This is a genomic window from Streptomyces sp. NPDC046727 (genome assembly GCF_040645635.1).
Taxonomy (GTDB): domain Bacteria; phylum Actinomycetota; class Actinomycetes; order Streptomycetales; family Streptomycetaceae; genus Streptomyces.
Genome location: NZ_JBEYYR010000044.1, coordinates 1 through 16,659, shown reverse-complemented (window position 1 = coordinate 16,659; position 16,659 = coordinate 1). Strand labels below are relative to the sequence as shown.

The 16,659-nt window shown below is 73.5% G+C and carries 14 protein-coding genes, 1 tRNA gene and 1 pseudogene; 8 read left to right on the top strand and 8 right to left on the bottom strand.

What is annotated here, in order from left to right:
• Positions 1–62: 62 nt before the first annotated feature.
• Positions 63–233, bottom strand: a complete 171-nt coding sequence (locus tag ABZ937_RS36475) for a hydrophobic protein (protein ID WP_361698515.1) — start codon at positions 231–233, stop codon at positions 63–65.
• Between the two features lie 157 nt (positions 234–390).
• Here ABZ937_RS36475 and ABZ937_RS36470 point away from each other — a divergent pair, with 157 nt between their 5' ends.
• The 5 genes from ABZ937_RS36470 to fdh all read left to right on the top strand — a co-directional run bounded on the left by ABZ937_RS36470 (position 391) and on the right by fdh (position 6,813).
• Positions 391–564 (top strand): CsbD family protein, encoded by a 174-nt coding sequence (locus ABZ937_RS36470; protein WP_361698513.1) that lies wholly within the window; start codon positions 391–393, stop codon positions 562–564.
• A 269-nt stretch (positions 565–833) separates the two neighbouring features.
• On the top strand, positions 834–1,283 hold the full coding sequence (locus ABZ937_RS36465; protein WP_361698511.1) for an ATP-binding protein: 450 nt from the start codon (positions 834–836) through the stop codon (positions 1,281–1,283).
• 138 nt (positions 1,284–1,421) lie between these two features.
• The gene (locus ABZ937_RS36460) at positions 1,422–2,360 is read left to right on the top strand and encodes a 4Fe-4S dicluster domain-containing protein (protein WP_361698509.1); all 939 of its coding nucleotides are present in this window, start codon (positions 1,422–1,424) and stop codon (positions 2,358–2,360) included.
• A 61-nt stretch (positions 2,361–2,421) separates the two neighbouring features.
• Entirely contained in the window at positions 2,422–3,435 is a 1,014-nt protein-coding gene (gene nrfD / locus ABZ937_RS36455) for an NrfD/PsrC family molybdoenzyme membrane anchor subunit (RefSeq protein WP_361698507.1), read from the top strand.
• Between the two features lie 117 nt (positions 3,436–3,552).
• Entirely contained in the window at positions 3,553–6,813 is a 3,261-nt protein-coding gene (gene fdh / locus ABZ937_RS36450) for a formate dehydrogenase (protein WP_361698505.1), read from the top strand.
• Between the two features lie 6 nt (positions 6,814–6,819).
• Here fdh and selD read toward each other — a convergent pair whose 3' ends face one another.
• Complete coding sequence (selD, locus tag ABZ937_RS36445; RefSeq protein ID WP_361698503.1) at positions 6,820–7,833, bottom strand: selenide, water dikinase SelD; 1,014 nt, start codon at positions 7,831–7,833, stop codon at positions 6,820–6,822.
• A 37-nt stretch (positions 7,834–7,870) separates the two neighbouring features.
• Here selD and ABZ937_RS36440 point away from each other — a divergent pair.
• Positions 7,871–7,967 (top strand) — tRNA-Sec (locus ABZ937_RS36440).
• A gap of 31 nt (positions 7,968–7,998) precedes the next feature.
• Here the strand turns inward: ABZ937_RS36440 and selB are convergent.
• The 5 genes and pseudogenes from selB to ABZ937_RS36415 form a co-directional block, all read right to left on the bottom strand.
• Positions 7,999–9,732 (bottom strand): annotated as a pseudogene (gene selB / locus ABZ937_RS36435) (selenocysteine-specific translation elongation factor); the annotation flags it as partial.
• A complete protein-coding gene (gene selA / locus ABZ937_RS36430; protein ID WP_361698501.1) occupies positions 9,732–11,159 on the bottom strand; it encodes an L-seryl-tRNA(Sec) selenium transferase in 1,428 nt (475 codons plus the stop codon). The pseudogene selB and the gene selA, both read right to left, overlap by 1 nt.
• A 98-nt stretch (positions 11,160–11,257) precedes the next feature.
• Positions 11,258–12,271 carry an MASE1 domain-containing protein gene (locus ABZ937_RS36425; RefSeq protein ID WP_361698636.1) on the bottom strand — a complete coding sequence of 338 codons (1,014 nt, stop codon included), beginning with the start codon at positions 12,269–12,271 and terminating at the stop codon, positions 11,258–11,260.
• A gap of 60 nt (positions 12,272–12,331) precedes the next feature.
• On the bottom strand, positions 12,332–13,168 hold the full coding sequence (locus ABZ937_RS36420) for a PP2C family protein-serine/threonine phosphatase (protein ID WP_361698499.1): 837 nt from the start codon (positions 13,166–13,168) through the stop codon (positions 12,332–12,334).
• 109 nt (positions 13,169–13,277) lie between these two features.
• Positions 13,278–13,598, bottom strand: coding sequence for a hypothetical protein (locus ABZ937_RS36415; RefSeq protein WP_361698497.1), 321 nt, complete (start codon positions 13,596–13,598; stop codon positions 13,278–13,280).
• Positions 13,599–13,821: 223 nt separating this feature from the next.
• Here ABZ937_RS36415 and ABZ937_RS36410 point away from each other — a divergent pair, with 223 nt between their 5' ends.
• Positions 13,822–14,136: a hypothetical protein gene (locus ABZ937_RS36410; RefSeq protein ID WP_361698495.1), complete on the top strand. Its 315-nt coding sequence runs from the start codon at positions 13,822–13,824 to the stop codon at positions 14,134–14,136.
• A 38-nt stretch (positions 14,137–14,174) separates the two neighbouring features.
• On the opposite strand, the gene ABZ937_RS36405 is transcribed toward ABZ937_RS36410, so the two are convergent.
• A complete protein-coding gene (locus ABZ937_RS36405) occupies positions 14,175–14,867 on the bottom strand; it encodes an alpha/beta hydrolase (RefSeq protein WP_361698493.1) in 693 nt (230 codons plus the stop codon).
• Positions 14,868–15,114: 247 nt separating this feature from the next.
• On the opposite strand from ABZ937_RS36405, the gene ABZ937_RS36400 reads away from it, so the two are divergent.
• Positions 15,115–16,560, top strand: a complete 1,446-nt coding sequence (locus ABZ937_RS36400) for a glyceraldehyde-3-phosphate dehydrogenase (RefSeq protein ID WP_361698491.1) — start codon at positions 15,115–15,117, stop codon at positions 16,558–16,560.
• Positions 16,561–16,659: the final 99 nt, after the last annotated feature.

Here is a 16,659-nt window from a genome sequence, read left to right as displayed (position 1 = left end):
GGCCGAAGCCGGGGCCCGCTCCTCCGGGCGGGTGCCGCCCCTGCCACGGGCGGGTGCCGCGCCTACCAGCGGTACCAGCGGCCCCGCCGGCCTCCGGTCCCGGCCGGACGGACGACGAAACCCACCAGCCACAGCACGAGCACGACGAGCGCGATCCACCACAGCGCCTTCAGGGCGAAACCCGCGCCGAAGAGAATCAGTGCCAGCAGAAGAACCAGAAGCAAAGCGACCATTTCCATCCACCTCCGCATCGACGGGTGCCCTCGAATTCCGCGATCAGCCCTCCCCCGTCCCGCCGGGTACGGGATCCGGATTTCTGGTTTGGACGACGGCGGAGCGGTAATCCGGAGATGGACCGGAAACCGCGTCGACGTTGGGATGTGACACGCGATGGCCCGCAACCAGAAGGCGAAGGCCAAGGCGGAGCAGGTCAAGGGCAAGGCCAAGGAAGCCACGGGCCGCGTCGCCGGAGACAAGCGGCTGGAGGCCGAGGGCCGTACGGAGGCGGCGCGCGGAGACGCCCGCCAGGCCAAGGAGAAGGCGAAGGACACCTTCAAGCACTGACGTGCCCCGATTCGACTGCGGAACGGGTCCGGAATTCCAGCGCAAGCGGAATTCCCGGGCCCGTTTCCTGGTGTGTCCCGGGTGGCCGGGAGCGGCCGGCCACGGCTGTCACCGCGGCCGCGCGGCCCTCAGCGGGCGTTCCGGCGCATCCGGGGGATTCCTGGCGGAGACCGCCCTTGCCCGGCGGTGCAGCGGGTAGCCGGGCAGGGACGGCACACCGCCCTGTGCGCCGGAAGGGCTCCTGATCCCGTAGGAAAAGGGCAACGCGTATGAACATCCCGCTCCGGACCCACGCGACGACGCAGGACCGCGCCACGCCCCTGCGTTACAGCCGTACCTGGGCCACCGGCGTATCCGGCATCGCCGAGGCGAGGGACGCCGTCGCCGCCCTGCTCGCCCGGGCGCGGCCCGCCCCCGGCCGGCGCCCGGTGCAGGATGCCCAGCTCGTCGTCAGCGAACTCGTCACCAACGCGGCCCAGCACGCGCCCGGCCCCTGCGCGCTGCGCCTGGAACTGCTGCCCGGCGCGATGGCGCTGCGCGTCTCCGTCACGGACACCTCCCGGCAGCCGCCGCGCCGACGCCCCCACGACCCCCGGCGGATCGGCGGCCACGGCCTGCATCTCGTGGCGATGCTCGCCCGCGACCTGGAGGTGACCCGGCTGCCCCACGGCAAGCGGGTCACGGTGACCGTGCCGCTCGTGCCCGCGGCAGCGGGCTGAGCGGTGGGCCGGCGGGCCCGTTTCGGGCGCGCGGAGCGGGGGCACCCGTGCCAGGCTCGAAGGGGAGCACCGAGAGTGAGGGATCCGGCACGGGGCGGAGGGCGGGCCGCAGCCAGATCGTGAGCGAGGAGGGACGGCATGAGCGAAGCCGACGCGGGGCGCGGGAACGCGCTGTACGGCCCGCAGCCGGACGTGTCCCGGGCCTCCGGCTACCCGGACGCCCCGCCACGGGTGGGGTTCTTCACCGACACCTCGGTGTGCATCGGCTGCAAGGCCTGCGAAGTGGCCTGCAAGGAGTGGAACGCGATCCCGGAGGACGGCCTCGAACTGACCGGCATGTCCTACGACAACACGCGCGGCCTCGGCGCCGACACCTGGCGGCACGTGGCGTTCGTGGAACAGCGCAAGCTGCTCGGCGGGCAGGAACCCGGCGTCGCGCACGACGATGTGGACGTGTTCGCCGCCGCCTCCCGGCTCGGCACCGACGCCCCCTCCCCCGGCCCCGCGACCGAACTGCGCTGGCTGATGTCCTCGGACGTGTGCAAGCACTGCACCCACGCCGCCTGCCTGGACGTGTGCCCCACGGGCGCGCTGTTCCGCACCGAGTACGGCTCGGTCGTCGTCCAGCAGGACGTCTGCAACGGCTGCGGGTACTGCGTGCCGGCCTGCCCGTACGGCGTCATCGACCAGCGCAAGGACGACGGCCGGGTGTGGAAGTGCACCCTGTGCTACGACCGGCTCGGCGTCGGACTGGAGCCCGCCTGCGCCAAGTCCTGCCCGACGGACTCCATCCAGTTCGGCCCGCTGGAGGAGCTGAGGGAGCGGGCGCGGGAGCGGATGGCGCGCCTGCACGCGGCCGGCGTGACCGACGCCCGCCTGTACGGCGAGAGCCCGGACGACGGGGTGGGCGGCGCCGGCGCGTTCTTCCTGTTGCTGGACGAGCCCGAGGTGTACGGCCTGCCTCCGGACCCCGTGGTCACCACCCGGGACCTGCCCGGCATGTGGCGGCAGGCGGCGCTGGCGGCCGTCGCACTGACCGCGTTCGCCGCCGGCAGCTTCGCGAGGCGGCCGCGATGACGCTCGGCGGTTCGGCGAGGAGACGGACGATGACACTCGGCGATTCGGCGAGGAGGCCGCGATGAGCGAGTCGGACGTCACCCGGGACGGGGTGCGGGGCGGGCGGCCCGGCCGGGAGGCGGTGACCGGTGCCCCCGCGGGCCGTCGCAGGCGCCGGCGCGGCCGGGGCGAGCAGCCGTTGGTGCCGGACGCCGAGTTCGCGTCGTACTACGGCACACCCGTGCTCAACAGGCCGACGTGGAAGCCGCTGGACATCGCCGGGTACCTGTACCTCGGCGGGCTGGCCGGGGCCTCCTCGCTGCTGGCGGCCGGGGCCGAGCTGACCGGCCGGGCGGGGCTCGCGGCACCGGCGAAGGCGGGCGCGGCCGGGGCCGTCTCGCTCTCCCTGGCGGCCCTCATCCACGACCTGGGCCGGCCGGCCCGGTTCCTGAACATGCTCCGGGTGATCAAGCCCACCTCCCCGATGAGCGTGGGCTCGTGGCTGCTGGCGGGGTACGCGCCGCTGACGCTGACCGCCGCGGCCACCGAGGTGGCGGGCCGGTACCGGCTGCTGGGCTCGGCCGCCACGCTGGCCGCCGCCGTCCTCGGCCCGGCCGTGGCGACGTACACCGCGGTGCTGCTCTCGGACACGGCGGTGCCCGCCTGGCACGAGGGCCACCGGGAGCTGCCGTTCGTCTTCGCGGGCTCCGCCGCGACCGCCGCGTCCGGACTCGCCCTGGCCGCGGCCCCGGTCGCCGAGGCGGGGCCCGCCCGCCGGCTGGCCGTGCTGGGTGCCGCGCTGGAACTGGGCGCCTTCCGGGTCATGCGGCGGCGCATGGGCCTGGCCGCCGAGCCCTACAGCCAGGGCCTGCCGCACCTGTTGCTGGGCGCGGCCGAGGCGCTCACGGCGGGCGGAGCCGTCCTGGCGCTTCGCTCAGGACGGCGCCGGGGCGTCGCCGTGGCGGCCGGTGCCGCGCTGCTCACCGGCTCGGCGGCGCTGCGCTTCGGCGTGTTCCACGCGGGCGTGGCCTCCGCCGAGGACCCCCGGTACACGGTCGTAGCCCAGCGGGAACGGCTCCGGGGGCGGGGCGGTTGACCCGTGGGGAGCCCGCCCCGTCCGGCCCTGTCCGGCCGGGGCGTTCCGCGGCCGAGATGCCGTGATCGCGCGGCTGCGGGAAAATCCAGGAATCCAGCGGGTGGAGGGAGTGGAGTCGTGGGCGTACGCACCTGGATCGACTCCTGGCCGGTCTACCGCCAGCTCACGGGCACGGACCCGCTGGGCCGGGGAGCCGCCGCCAAGAGCGCGCGCAGCGCGCGGCTCACGCCACGGGTGGCCACGGCCGACCGGGTGGTGAAGTCCGTCTGCCCGTACTGCGCGGTGGGCTGCGGCCAGAACGTGTACGTCCAGGACGGCGAGGTCACCCAGATCGAGGGCGACCCGGACTCCCCCGTCTCGCGCGGGCGGCTGTGTCCCAAGGGCGCGGCGAGCCTCCAGCTGACCACCGGGGACGCCCGCGAGCACCAGGTCCTCTACCGGCGCCCGCACGGCACCGACTGGGAGCGGCTGGACCTGGACACGGCGATGGACATGATCGCCGACCGGGTGATCGCGGCGCGCCGGGCCGGCTGGCAGTGGGAGGTCGACGAGACCCGCACCCGGCGCACACTCGGCATCGCGAGCCTCGGCGGGGCCACGCTCGACAACGAGGAGAACTACCTCATCAAGAAGTTGTTCACCGCCCTGGGCGCGATCCAGATCGAGAACCAGGCGCGTGTTTGACACTCCTCCACCGTTCCCGGTCTGGGAACCTCGTTCGGCCGCGGCGGCGCGACCACCTTCCAGCAGGACCTGCAGAACGCGGACTGCATCCTCATCCAGGGCTCGAACATGGCCGAGTGCCATCCGGTCGGGTTCCAGTGGGTGATGGAGGCCAAGGCCCGGGGCGCGAAGGTGATCCATGTCGACCCGCGGTTCACCCGCACCAGCGCGCTCGCCGACGTGCACGTGCCGCTGCGCGCGGGCACGGACATCGCCTTCCTCGGCGGCATCGTCAACCACGTGCTCCAGCACGAGAAGTACTTCCGTGAGTACGTCGTGGCGTACAGCAACGCGCCGGTGATCCTGCGGGAGGACTTCCGGGACACCGAGGACCTGGCCGGTGTCTTCTCCGGCCTCGACGCCGCCGGCCGCAGCTACGACAACACCACCTGGCAGTACGAGGGCACCGAGATGCAGGCGGCCTCCGGCGAGCGCGACCAGGAGTACGAGGAGCGCACCGGCGCCGGCCGGTCGGTGACCGAGGCGGCACGCGGCGAGGCGCACGGCGCCGGCGGCCCGGTGATCGGCGAGGGCGAGCCGGAACGGGACGAGACGCTCACGCATCCGCGCTGCGTGTTCCAGGTGCTCAGGCGGCACTACGCCCGCTACACGCCGGAGCTGGTCGAGCAGGTCTGCGGGGTGCCGCGGGACCTGTTCCGCCAGGTCTGCGAGCTGCTCACGGAGAACTCCGGACGCGACCGGACGACGGCCTTCGCCTACGCGGTCGGCTGGACGCAGCACACGGTGGGGGTGCAGAACATCCGGGCCGCCTCCGTCCTGCAGACACTGCTCGGCAACATCGGCCGGCCCGGCGGCGGCATCCTGGCCCTGCGCGGCCACGCCTCCATCCAGGGCTCGACGGACATCCCGACCCTGTTCAACCTGCTACCCGGCTACATCCCGATGCCGCACGCCCACCAGAACCAGGACCTGGCCGCCTTCGTCGAGGCCGAGGCCGCGCACAAGGGCTACTGGGGCAACATGCGCGCGTACCTGGTGAGCCTGCTCAAGGCGTACTGGGGAGACGCGGCAACCGCGGACAACGACTTCTGCTTCGACTACCTGCCCCGGCTGACCGGCTCCCACTCGACGTACGAGACGACGATGGCCCAGTTGGACGGGGTCTGCAAGGGCTACTTCCTGGTCGGCGAGAACCCGGCGGTGGGCAACGCCAACGCGAAGCTGATGCGCCTCGGCATGGCCAACCTGGACTGGCTGGTGGTCCGCGACTTCTCGCTCATCGAGTCGGCGACCTGGTGGCGGGACGGCCCCGAGATCGAGACCGGCGAGCTGCGGACCGAGGACATCCGCACCGAGGTGTTCTTCCTGCCGGCCGCCGCGCACACCGAGAAGGACGGCAGCTTCACCAACACCCAGCGGCTGCTGCAGTGGCACCACCAGGCGGTCGAGCCGCCCGGCGAGGCACGCAGCGACCTGTGGTTCACGTACCACCTCGGCCGGATCATCCGGGAGAAGCTCGCCGGGTCCACCGACGAGATGGACCGGCCGGTGCTCGACCTGACCTGGGACTACCCGACGAAGGGCAGGCACGCCGAACCGGACGCGGAGGCGGTCCTCGCCGAGATCAACGGCCGGGACGCCGACGGCCGTCCGCTCTCCTCCTACGAGCAGCTGAAGCCCGACGGCTCGACGGCCTGCGGCTGCTGGATCTACTGCGGGGTCCGCGCCGACGGCGTCAACCAGGCGGCCCGCCGCAAGCCGGGCCGGGAGCAGGACTGGGTGGCCGCCGAATGGGCGTGGGCCTGGCCGGCCAACCGGCGGATCCTGTACAACCGCGCCTCCGCCGACCCGCGGGGCCGGCCGTGGAGCGAGCGCAAGGCACTGGTGTGGTGGGACCCGGAGCGGGGTGAGTGGACGGGGCACGACGTCCCCGACTTCAAGAAGGACAAGGCGCCGGACCACCGGCCGTCCGAGGACGCGACCGGCCCGGAGGCCCTGTCCGGTACGGACCCGTTCATCATGCAGGCCGACGGCAAGGCCTGGCTGTACGTGCCGTCCGGGCTCACCGACGGACCGCTGCCGGCGCACTACGAGCCGCAGGACTCCCCGTTCCGGAACCTGGTCTACGACCAGCAGCGCAACCCGGTACGGCACTTGCCGCCGCCGCATCCGGACAACCGCTACCAGCCCAGCGGCGGCGAGCCCGGCTCCCGGGTGTTCCCCTACGTGGCCACCACCTACCGGCTGACCGAGCACCACACGGCGGGCGGCATGTCCCGCTGGCAGCCGTATCTGGCGGAGCTGCAACCGGAGTTCTTCTGCGAGGTGTCCCCGGAGCTGGCCGCCGAGCGGGGCCTGGCGCACACCGGGTGGGCGACGATCGTCAGCGCGCGGGGCGTGGTCGAGGCGCGGGTGCTGGTCACCGACCGGATGACACCGCTGACCGTGCACGGGCGCCGGCTCCACCAGGTGGGGCTGCCGTACCACTGGGGTCCGAACGGCTACAGCACCGGGGACGCGGCCAACGAGCTGCTGCATCTGTCCCTGGACCCGAACACGCACATCCAGGAGACGAAGGCGTTCGCCGTCGACATCCGCCCCGGCCGGCGCCCGCGGGGTCCGGCGGCCGTGGCGCTGGTGCGGGCCTACCGGGTCCGGGCGGGCATCGACGCACGCACCGGGACGGAGCTGTGAGCGGTCCTACCTGAGCACGACGGAGTGCGTTCCGCGCGGCACCAGTTCGCCGACCACCGGCGCTCCGGGCACCTCTCCGGCGACGAGCAGCCCGCCGGAGGTCTGCGCGTCGGCGAGCAGCAGCCGGGTGTCCGCGTCGGTGTCCCCGAAGTCGGTGTGCGGCGCGACCCACTCCAGATTGCGCCGGGTGCCGCCGCTGACGTACCCGTCCCGTACGGCCTCCCGGGCGCCCTCCAGATACGGCACGGCGGCGGTGTCGACGACGGCGGTCACCCCGGAGGCGCGGGCCAGCTTGTGCAGATGGCCGAGGAAACCGAACCCGGTGACGTCGGTGGCGCAGTCGGCCCCCGCGACCAGCGCCGCTTCCGAGGCCTCCCGGTTGAGGGCCGCCATCGTCGCGACGGCGTGTGCGAACCGCTCTCCGGTGGCCTTGTGACGGTTGTTCAGGATGCCGGTGCCCAGCGGTTTGGTCAGCGACAGCGGCAGCCCCGGCCGGCCCGCGTCGTTGCGCAGCAGCCGCTCGGGATCGGCGAGGCCGGTGACGGCCATGCCGTACTTGGGTTCCGGGTCGTCGACGCTGTGCCCGCCGCCGACGTGGCAGCCGGCCTCCGTGGCGACGTCCAGCCCGCCGCGCAGCACCTCGCGGGCGAGGTCGAACGGCAGCCGGTCGCGCGGCCAGGCGAGCAGGTTGACGGCGAGCACGGGCCGGCCGCCCATCGCGTACACGTCGGACAGGGCGTTGGCGGCGGCGATCCGGCCCCAGTCGTAGGGGTCGTCCACGACGGGGGTGAAGAAGTCGGCCGTGCACACCAGGGCGGTCCCCCGGTGCGTGACCACGGCGGCGTCGTCGCCGGTGGCGAGGCCGACGAGGAGCGGTGTGTCCCCGCCGGTGAGCGGCGGCGCGGTCAGCCCCGCGACCACCTCCTCCAGTTCACCGGGCGGGATCTTGCAGGCGCAGCCACCGCCGTGGGCGAACTGGGTGAGCCGTACGGGCGTCTGATGGGCCGGTGTCGTTGTCATGCCGGTGGTCTCCTGGGGCAGTAGCCTGACGGGCGGTGGAGGCGTGTGGGTGCCTGGTGGCCCTCCCGGTCTTCAAAACCGAGGTGCCCGAGGATCTCGGGCAGGCAGGTTCGATTCCTGTCCGTCTCCGTCCACCGCGTCCGGACGGCAGCGCCGGTGCTGCTCGTCGACGCGTTCCGTGTGCCCCCGGGCGTCCAGGAACTCCAGCAGCGGTACGGCCACCCGCCGGGTGGTGTCGAGTGCGCGCCGGGCCTCGCTGAGCGTGAACGGCTGCGGCAGCGCGCGCAGGACGGCGGCGGCGTCGGCGTCCGCGCCGGGCAGCAGCACGATTCCGCCGGCGATCCGCAGCAGGGCCCCGGCGGCTGCCGCGGCGGCCAGTGCCCTGCGGTCGAGCCCGAGTTCGGCGAGGCGTCCGGCCTCGGGGGCCCGGAAGGGAGTGCGGGCGAGGTCCTGGCGCAGGGCGTCCACGGCCGCGCGGACGGGCGCGGGCAGAGCGGGCCGGAGGCTGTCGGGCGGGTACAACCGGCCCTGCCGGGACAGGAGGGGCGTCGCTGCGGCCAGGGCGTCGACCAGGGCGCGGTCGGGCAGGCCGAGCAGTCGGCGGGCCGCCTCCGTGGGCAGGCCCGGCTCCAGCGGGTGGGCGCGGGCGTGGTCGCGGACCTGGGCGGCCAGCCGGTCCTGGAGGGCGCTCCAGTGCGCCGGGTCGGCCAGCCAGTCCCCGGCGACCGGATCGCCTGGCGTCGCGATGCCCATCGCCCGCAGGTCGGCGCGCCGGACGAGTCCGCGCCGGCGCAGTTCGGCGGCTCCGTCGGGTCGGCCGTGCATGCCGTCCAGCTCGGCCGCGCGGGCCCGGCCGGCGCCGCGCCGGGTCAGCCGGGGCGGCCGTACGTCCAGGACGGTGACACCGCAGGGCAGGCGGCTGCCGCCGGGTTCGCGGAGCACCGCGCGGTCGCCCACCCGCAGGGGCAGCCCCCGGCGAAGGGTGAGCCGGGCGGTGTCCGGGCCGAGCGGGCGGACGGTCACCGGCACGGCGGCCGTACCGATGTGCAGGGTGACGCACCGGGGCAGGTCGGCCACCGGCTCCCCGGTGACCCGTACGTCGGCGACCTCGGTGCGCAGCCAGCGGTCCGGGGTCAGCAGCACCTGCCCGCGGCGCAGGGTGCCGTCCCCCGCACCGTGCACGTTGACGGCGACGCGGGCCACCGCGCCGACGGCCGTCCGCTCCTCGTGCAGGGCCTGCAGGCCGCGCACCCGCAGCGCGGCCTCGCCGTCCGCGGTGACCAGCCGGTCGCCGACGCGCAGGGTGCCCGCGCCGAGGGTGCCGGTCACCACGGTGCCGTGACCGTGGACGGTGAACGCCCGGTCCAGCCAGAGGCGTACGTCGGCGTCGGTGTCCGGCGCGGGCAACTCGTCCCCCAGGCGGGCCAGTTCGCTGCGGAGTTCGTCCAGTCCCGCGCCGGTGACCGCGCTGACCGCGACCTGCGGCACCTTGCCGAGGGAGGTCCCGGCCAGGCGCTCGACGGCGTCGGCGCGCACCGGTTCCGGGTCCGCGAGGTCGCTGCGGGTCACGGCGAGGACCGCGTGCCGGACGCCGAGCGCGTCGAGGACGGCCAGGTGCTCCTGCGACTGGGGCTGCCAGCCCTGGTCGGCGGCGACCACGAACAGCACGGCGGGGACGGGGCCGACGCCGGCCAGCATGGTGGCGACGAACCGCTCGTGCCCGGGTACGTCGACGAAGGCGAGATCCTCCCCGGCGAGGCGGGTCCACACGAAGCCCAGGTCCAGGGTGAGACCCCGGCGGCGCTCCTCCTCGTGCCGGTCGGGCTCCATGCCGGTGAGGGCCCGTACGAGTGTGGACTTGCCGTGGTCGACATGACCGGCGGTGGCGAGAACCCGCATCACGCCCGCCCTTCCACGGCGCCCTCCGCCACCACGGCCTCCGGTCGCTTCGTCGATGCCGATCGCACGGCCTCTGCCAGTCGGTCGTCCTCCTCCGGTGGTACCGATCTCAGGTCCAGCAGGCAGCGTCCCGTCTCCAGGCGGCCGACGACCGGGGTGCGGGCGGTGCGCAGCGCGGCGGCGTACGGCTCGGGCAGGGACAGGGCCGCGCTGGGCAGGGTGACCCCGGGTGCGCCCCCGCCGCCGACCGTGGCCGCGCTCTCGACGGGCCGTACGTCGATGCCGTCGGCGGCCAGCGCGGCGGCGAGCCGCTCGGCGCGGGCCGTGAGCCGGGCCGGGTCGGCGGTGAGGGCGAGGGCGGTCGGGGTGGGCGGGCCGGTGAGGGTGGCTTCCAGGGCGGCCAGGGTCAGCTTGTCGACGCGCAGGGCGCGGGCCAGCGGATGCCGCGCCAGGGCGTGGACCAGGTCCTCCCGGCCGAGCAGGAGCCCGCACTGGGGTCCGCCGAGCAGTTTGTCGCCGCTCGCGGTGACGAGCGCGGCTCCGGCGCGCAGCTGGGTGTCGGCGTCGGGTTCCCCGGGCAGGGCCGGGTGCGGGGCGAGCAGCCCGGAGCCGATGTCGACGACGACGGGGACGCCGAGGCCGGTGAGGTCGGCGACCTCGGCCGACCGGGTGAAGCCGGTGATACGGAAGTTGGACGGGTGGACCTTCAGCACGAACCCGGTGTCGGGCCCGATGACGGCCGCGTAGTCGGCGGCGGTCGTCCGGTTGGTCGTACCCACCTCGCGGAGCCGGGCGCCGGTCGAGACGAGCAGGTCGGGCAGGCGGAAGCCGTCGCCGATCTCCACCATCTCGCCCCGGCTGACGACGATCTCCCTGCCCGCCGCGAGGGCGGTGGCGGCCAGGGCGAGCGCGGCGGCGCCGTTGTTCACGACGTGCGTCGCGCCGGCGGCCGGGACTCTCTCGCGCAGCGCGGCGAGCGCGGAGCGTCCTCTGCGCGCCCGGACGCCGGTCGCGAGGTCGAGTTCGACGTCCGTGGGCCCGGCGGCCTCCCGGACCGCCTGCCGGGCGGCGGCGGACAGCGGGGCCCGGCCGAGGTTGGTGTGCAGCAGCACGCCGGTGGCGTTGATCACCGGGCGCAGACCGCTCGCGGTGCCGGGCAGCAGGTCCAGGGCCGTCCGCGGGACCTGTTCCGGGGTGATGCCGCCGGTGCGGGCCCGTTCCTGCGCCTGCCGTACGGCGGCCTTCACGCGGCGCGCGCCGAGCCGGTGCACGGCGGCGGACAGCAGGGGGTCGTTCAGGAGGGTGTCGGTGCGCGGGATGCGGCGGCGTGCGTCGGCCGCGTCGCGGTGCCGGGGCGGCTCCCCGGGCCCTGGCACGCTCGGCGTGGTCTCCTCGCCCGTCCGTCCTGGTACCGGCCGCTGCTCCATGGCGCCCCCGTCCCTCCCGGTCCGGCCCTGTGCCTGTACGGCTCCGCTCATCGTCTCCCAGTGCCCCCGGCGGGCCGTCCGACACGCCGGGAGGGAGGTCAGGGCGCCCCGGTCGGCCAGGGCCGGTCGTCGATCTCGTCGATCTCGGTCTCGGGCCGGGGCGGCGGGGCCTCGCCGGCGGTGAGGTGTTCCAGCACCTCGACCAGCTCCTGGCAGGCCTTCTCGACCGACCGGCGGGTGGTGCGCTGCTCGGTGATCACGGCGGACAGCAGCAGCGCGGTCAGGGCCATGGCGCCGTTGAACGCCTGGAGCTTCACCATCACCTCGATCCGGTTCAGCCCGGCGAACGCGCCGACGCCGTCCGTGGCGGCGACGGTGGCCACCACGGAGGTGAACAGCGCGCAGAGGACACTGCCCACCAGCTGGAAGCGCAGGGCCGCCCAGATGATGAGCGGGTAGACGAGGAAGAGCAGGCTGAGCGAGCTGTGGGCGGCCAGCGGCACGAGCACGCAGGTGACGACGGCCAGCGCGGTCGCTTCTTTCCAGCGCCCCAGGGGCAGCGGGCGGCGGGCCTGGTACAGCAACAGCAGCAGCGGGGTGACGATCAGGACGCCCATCGCGTCGCCCACCCACCAGGCGAGCCAGACGGGCCAGAAGCCGTCGGCGGCCAGATGGTCCGTGAGGACGAGGAGGCCGACACCGACGGTCGCGCTGATCAGCATGGCCGCCAGTGCGGCAAGGAACACCAGGGCGAGGCCGTCGCGCAGCCGGCTGAGGTCGGTGCGGAAGTGGGCCCGGCGCAGCAGGAGCGCCGCGCACACGGGTGCGGCGGTGTTGCCGAAGAGGATGCCGAGCACGGAGATGTCGGGCGTGGTGAGGTACAGGACGGAGAAGAAGGCGCCGAGCGTGATGCCGGGCCAGCAGTGCAGGCCGAGGATCAGCAGCGCGGCGACGGCCACGCCGGTGGGCGGCCAGATGGGGGTGACGACGGCGCTCTCGATGGTCAGCTCGCGCAGCAGGCCGAGCCGGGCCGCCGCGTAGTAGCAGGCGGCGACGGCCAGCGTCTGGACGACCAGGCCGCCCGGCCGGCGCAGCTCCTCGATACCCACCACAGCAGCCATCCCACACCGATGGCCGCGGGTCGGCGAGGCGAGAGACGTTCCCGTCCGGCCCTATGGCTGAACGCCGGTGTCGGGTCCGTCCAGGCCCACGACCAGGACGGCGGCGTCGTCCTCGTGCCCGACGCTCTCCGCGCCCTTGATCACGGCTGCCGCGAGCGCGTGGACTTTCAGACCGGCGACGGCGGCGATACCCGCGAGCCGCACCACCTGGTCGAGGCCGTCGTCGATGTACAGCGAGGGCCCTTCCACGACACCGTCGGTGAGCAGGACGAACACCGCGCCGGTGGTGAGCCGGTGCCGGCTCACCGGGTACTCGACGCCCGGCTGGATGCCGAGCGGCGGTCCGCCCTCATCATCGACGACGCCGGACTTTCCGTCCGCCGTGGCCCACACGAAGGGGATATGGCCGGCCCGGGCGCTCTCCAGCACGCCGGTGGCCGGGTCGAGCCGCATGAAGGTGCAGGTGGCGAAGAGATCGCTGCCCAGTGAGAGCAGCAGGTCGTTGGTGCGGGCCAGCAGTTCGCCCGGCTCGCCGGTGACCGAGGCGAGCGCCCGCAGTCCGGCCCTGACCTGCCCCATGAAGGCCGCGGCCTCGATGTTGTGCCCCTGCACGTCCCCGATGGCCAGCCCGATCCGGCCGTCCGGCAGGACGAAGGCGTCGTACCAGTCGCCGCCCACGTTGAGACCGCGGTTGGCGGGCGTGTACCGCACGGCCAGACGGAGGCCGGGCGCGGCAGGCAGGTCCCGCGGGAGCATGCCGCGCTGCAGGGCGATGGCCAGCTCGACCTGGGTCCGCTGCGCCTCCGCGCGCTGGCGCGCCTGGGCGGTGAGCGAACCGAGCCTGGCCAGCAGCTCGTCGCCGTGGTCCGTGGGGCGCTTGCGGGGCATCGATCACTTCCGGCGGGGCGGCGGCTCCCGGAATGCCTGCCACCTGAATTTTCGGCAAACGTCTAGATTTTACCTATATGAGGTGATCGCGCCCCGGGGAAGATCCCGCTCAGCGGATCCCGGAGTCGATGCCGGTGATCAGCGCGGGCCCGAGCGGTGCGGTCCGCTCGTCCAGTCCCGCGTCCCGGAGCGCGGAGTCCGCGAGCCTGCGCGCCTCCTCCTCGGCGTGCGGGCCGGTGTCCGCGTCGACGGTCAGACGGAGGATGAAGGTGTTGTCCTCGTTGACGCTGAGCACGTCCAGGCCCTCGGCGCTGCCCATGCGTGTGCCGTGCGGATCGGCGGGCCGGAGCGCCTGGGCCAGCCGGGTGCGGGTGCCGTCCTCGATTCCGGTGGTGAAGGTGCCGGGGACGGTGATCACGTAGGTCGTCATGAGACGGTCCTTTCCTCGGGCGTCCCCCCGTCTACCCCGATTCGCGGGCTTCGCACAGCGGAGGGCGGGCCGCGGGGCCATATCGCTGTCACCGCCGCCGCGCCGTCGTCCCCCGGACGGTGGACGTACCCGTGTCGGCTCCGGGGAGGGCGGGGCGGGGGTGGGAGATTACGGGTGCGGCCTCCGCCCGCTCCCTTCCCGTCTTCCTTCCCGAAGGACCCCCATGCGCCTGTGTCGTCCGCTCGCCGCCGCACTCGGCGGGCTCGCCCTCGTTCTGACCACCACGGGTTCCGCGCTCGCCGCCGACGGCACGTTCGCCTGGATCGGACCCAAGGGCAAGGCGTACGCCATCGACAGCCCGCCGGACAACAAGTGCTTCGACATGGCCCAGGAGGCGCGCGGCGCCCGCAACGCGACGAAGAAGCCGCTCGTCGTCTACACGAAGAAGAAGTGCAAGGGCTCGGCGCTGCGGCTCGCCCCCGGTAGGTCGGCGTCCGACAGCGCCCGCTTCGCCAGCGTGATCTTCAATCCGCGCTGACCGTACCGTCGCGCCCCCCCGGGGGGCGTGAGCCCCCCTCAGATCCAGCCGTCCAGCGCGCCCATGAAGCCGTCGAAGTCGTCCCGGAAGAGGTTGTGCCCGGCCCCCTCGACCGTGCGGACCTCGAAGCCGCGCCGCACCAGCTCCTCGGCCAGGCCGGGTCGTACGAGGTCTCCGGTGCCGGCCAGCACCACCAGCGAGGGCACCACCGGGCGAGCCGGTGTCCGGCTGACCGAGTAGATGCCCGGCAGGACGGCGGCCGAGGCGGGATCCCAGTCCGCGAGCGTGGCCAGTTCGATGTCCACGTCGAGGTCGTCCCAGCGCCGGTTGAGGCTTCTGATCATCGTGCGGTTCGCGCTCTTGAAGGCGGCGAAGTACGCGGACGCCTGGACCAGTTTCTCGCGCATCTCCCAGGCGGGGTCGCAGTAGACGGCCCGCTCGGGCGCCAGGCGCTCGACGGCACCGGCCAGCGCCATGGCCCCGAGCGAGTGGCCGATCACCAACTCCGGTCGCTCGGGGAGGGTTTCGACGAGGTCGCCCGCCCAGCTCTCGGGGCTGTACTCGCCCCGGCCACTCGCGCCGTGCCCCCGCAGGTCCACGCCGATGACCCGGTATCCCTTGCCCGCGAGGACGGGTGCGACCCGGTGCCAGGTGCGGTGGTCGGACATGATCCCGTGCACGAGGACGGCGACCCGGTCGCCGGTACCCCACTCGTGCGTGTGCAGCCTCATCGGTAGTTCCTCCCCCGTCGCAATGCGTCTGATCATGTCATCACGGCCGGTGCCGGTTCCACCCTCGACGGACGACCCACGCCCGGTCGGTCCGGCGGGGGGTCGCCACCGCGCTGGTCGCGCTCTGGGCCGTCGTGCCGCACTTCCCCCCTGATCCAGCCGTCCGGGGTCACCCGGGCACCCCCTCCGGACCCCGCTCGGGCATGTGGTTATCATATGAGCGCTGCCTAGCTCGAAAGATGGATCTGTGACTGTCAACGACGACTCGTTCACCAACTGGAAGATCCGCGAGGAGATCGCGGAGTCGATGATCCCGCTCATCGGGAAGCTGCACCGCGAGCAGGACGTGACCGTCCTGCTGCACAGCCGCTCCCTGGTGAACAAGTCGGTGGTCAGCATTCTGAAGACGCACCGCTTCGCCCGGCAGATCGCCGGTGCCGAGCTGTCGGTCACCGAGACCATGCCGTTCCTTCAGGCCCTGACCGCCCTCGACCTCGGCCCGTCCCAGATCGACCTCGGCATGCTGGCCACCATGTACAAGGCCGACGACCGCGGCCTGAGCGTGGCCGAGTTCACCGCCGAGGCGGTGGCCGGCGCCACCGGCGCCAACAAGATCGAGCGCCGCGAGCCGCGCGATGTCGTCCTCTACGGCTTCGGCCGCATCGGCCGCCTCGTCGCCCGCCTGCTGATCGAGAAGTCCGGCTCCGGCAACGGCCTGCGGCTGCGCGCCATCGTCGTGCGCGGCGGCGGCGCCCAGGACATCGTCAAGCGCGCCTCGCTGCTGCGCCGCGACTCCATCCACGGCCAGTTCCAGGGCACGATCACGGTGGACGAGGACACCAGCACGATCGTGGCCAACGGCAACGAGATCAAGGTGATCTACGCCGACGACCCGTCGCACGTGGACTACACCGAGTACGGCATCCGCGACGCCATCCTGATCGACAACACCGGCAAGTGGCGCGACCGCGAGGGCCTGTCCAAGCACCTGCGCCCCGGCATCGAGAAGGTCGTGCTGACCGCGCCGGGCAAGGGCGACGTCCCGAACATCGTGCACGGTGTCAACCACGACACCATCAAGCCGGACGAGCAGATCCTGTCCTGCGCCTCCTGCACCACCAACGCGATCGTCCCGCCGCTGAAGGCGATGGACGACGAGTACGGCGTGCTGCGCGGCCACGTGGAGACCGTCCACTCGTTCACCAACGACCAGAACCTGCTGGACAACTACCACAAGTCCGAGCGCCGTGGCCGCTCCGCGCCGCTCAACATGGTCATCACCGAGACCGGCGCCGCCTCCGCCGTCGCCAAGGCGCTGCCCGACCTCAAGGCGAAGATCAGCGGCAGCTCGATCCGTGTCCCGGTGCCGGACGTCTCGATCGCGATCCTCAACCTCCAGCTGGCCCGCGAGGCCACCCGTGAGGAGGTCCACGACTACCTGCGCGAGATCTCGCTGACCTCGCCGCTCAAGCGCCAGATCGACTTCATCACGGCGCCGGACGCGGTCTCCAGCGACTTCATCGGCTCGCGCCACGCCTCGATCGTGGACGCCGGCGCCCTGAAGGTCGACGGCGACAACGCGATCCTCTACCTCTGGTACGACAACGAGTTCGGCTACTCCTGCCAGGTCGTCCGGGTCGTCCAGCACGTGTCGGGCGTGGAGTACCCGACGTACCCGGCGACGGCGGTCTGACCCCTGTCCCGCAGTACACGTACGGCCGCCGACCGGGGTTCCGGTCGGCCGGTCGGGTTGTGGGGACCTGACGGGCCGGAAGGCTGGTTGACGGTCGCC

Excerpts from the sequence above, each read along its gene's own strand:
- ABZ937_RS36420 (WP_361698499.1), bottom strand. The coding sequence starts at position 13,168 with ATGCCCCGCAAGCGCCCCACGGACCACGGCGACGAGCTGCTGGCCAGG.
- ABZ937_RS36405 (WP_361698493.1), bottom strand. The coding sequence starts at position 14,867 with ATGAGGCTGCACACGCACGAGTGGGGTACCGGCGACCGGGTCGCCGTC.
- ABZ937_RS36410 (WP_361698495.1), top strand. The coding sequence starts at position 13,822 with ATGCGCCTGTGTCGTCCGCTCGCCGCCGCACTCGGCGGGCTCGCCCTC.
- nrfD (WP_361698507.1), top strand. The coding sequence starts at position 2,422 with ATGAGCGAGTCGGACGTCACCCGGGACGGGGTGCGGGGCGGGCGGCCC.
- selD (WP_361698503.1), bottom strand. The coding sequence starts at position 7,833 with ATGACAACGACACCGGCCCATCAGACGCCCGTACGGCTCACCCAGTTC.
- ABZ937_RS36475 (WP_361698515.1), bottom strand. The coding sequence starts at position 233 with ATGGTCGCTTTGCTTCTGGTTCTTCTGCTGGCACTGATTCTCTTCGGC.
- selA (WP_361698501.1), bottom strand. The coding sequence starts at position 11,159 with ATGGAGCAGCGGCCGGTACCAGGACGGACGGGCGAGGAGACCACGCCG.
- ABZ937_RS36415 (WP_361698497.1), bottom strand. The coding sequence starts at position 13,598 with ATGACGACCTACGTGATCACCGTCCCCGGCACCTTCACCACCGGAATC.
- ABZ937_RS36460 (WP_361698509.1), top strand. The coding sequence starts at position 1,422 with ATGAGCGAAGCCGACGCGGGGCGCGGGAACGCGCTGTACGGCCCGCAG.
- ABZ937_RS36470 (WP_361698513.1), top strand. The coding sequence starts at position 391 with ATGGCCCGCAACCAGAAGGCGAAGGCCAAGGCGGAGCAGGTCAAGGGC.
- ABZ937_RS36465 (WP_361698511.1), top strand. The coding sequence starts at position 834 with ATGAACATCCCGCTCCGGACCCACGCGACGACGCAGGACCGCGCCACG.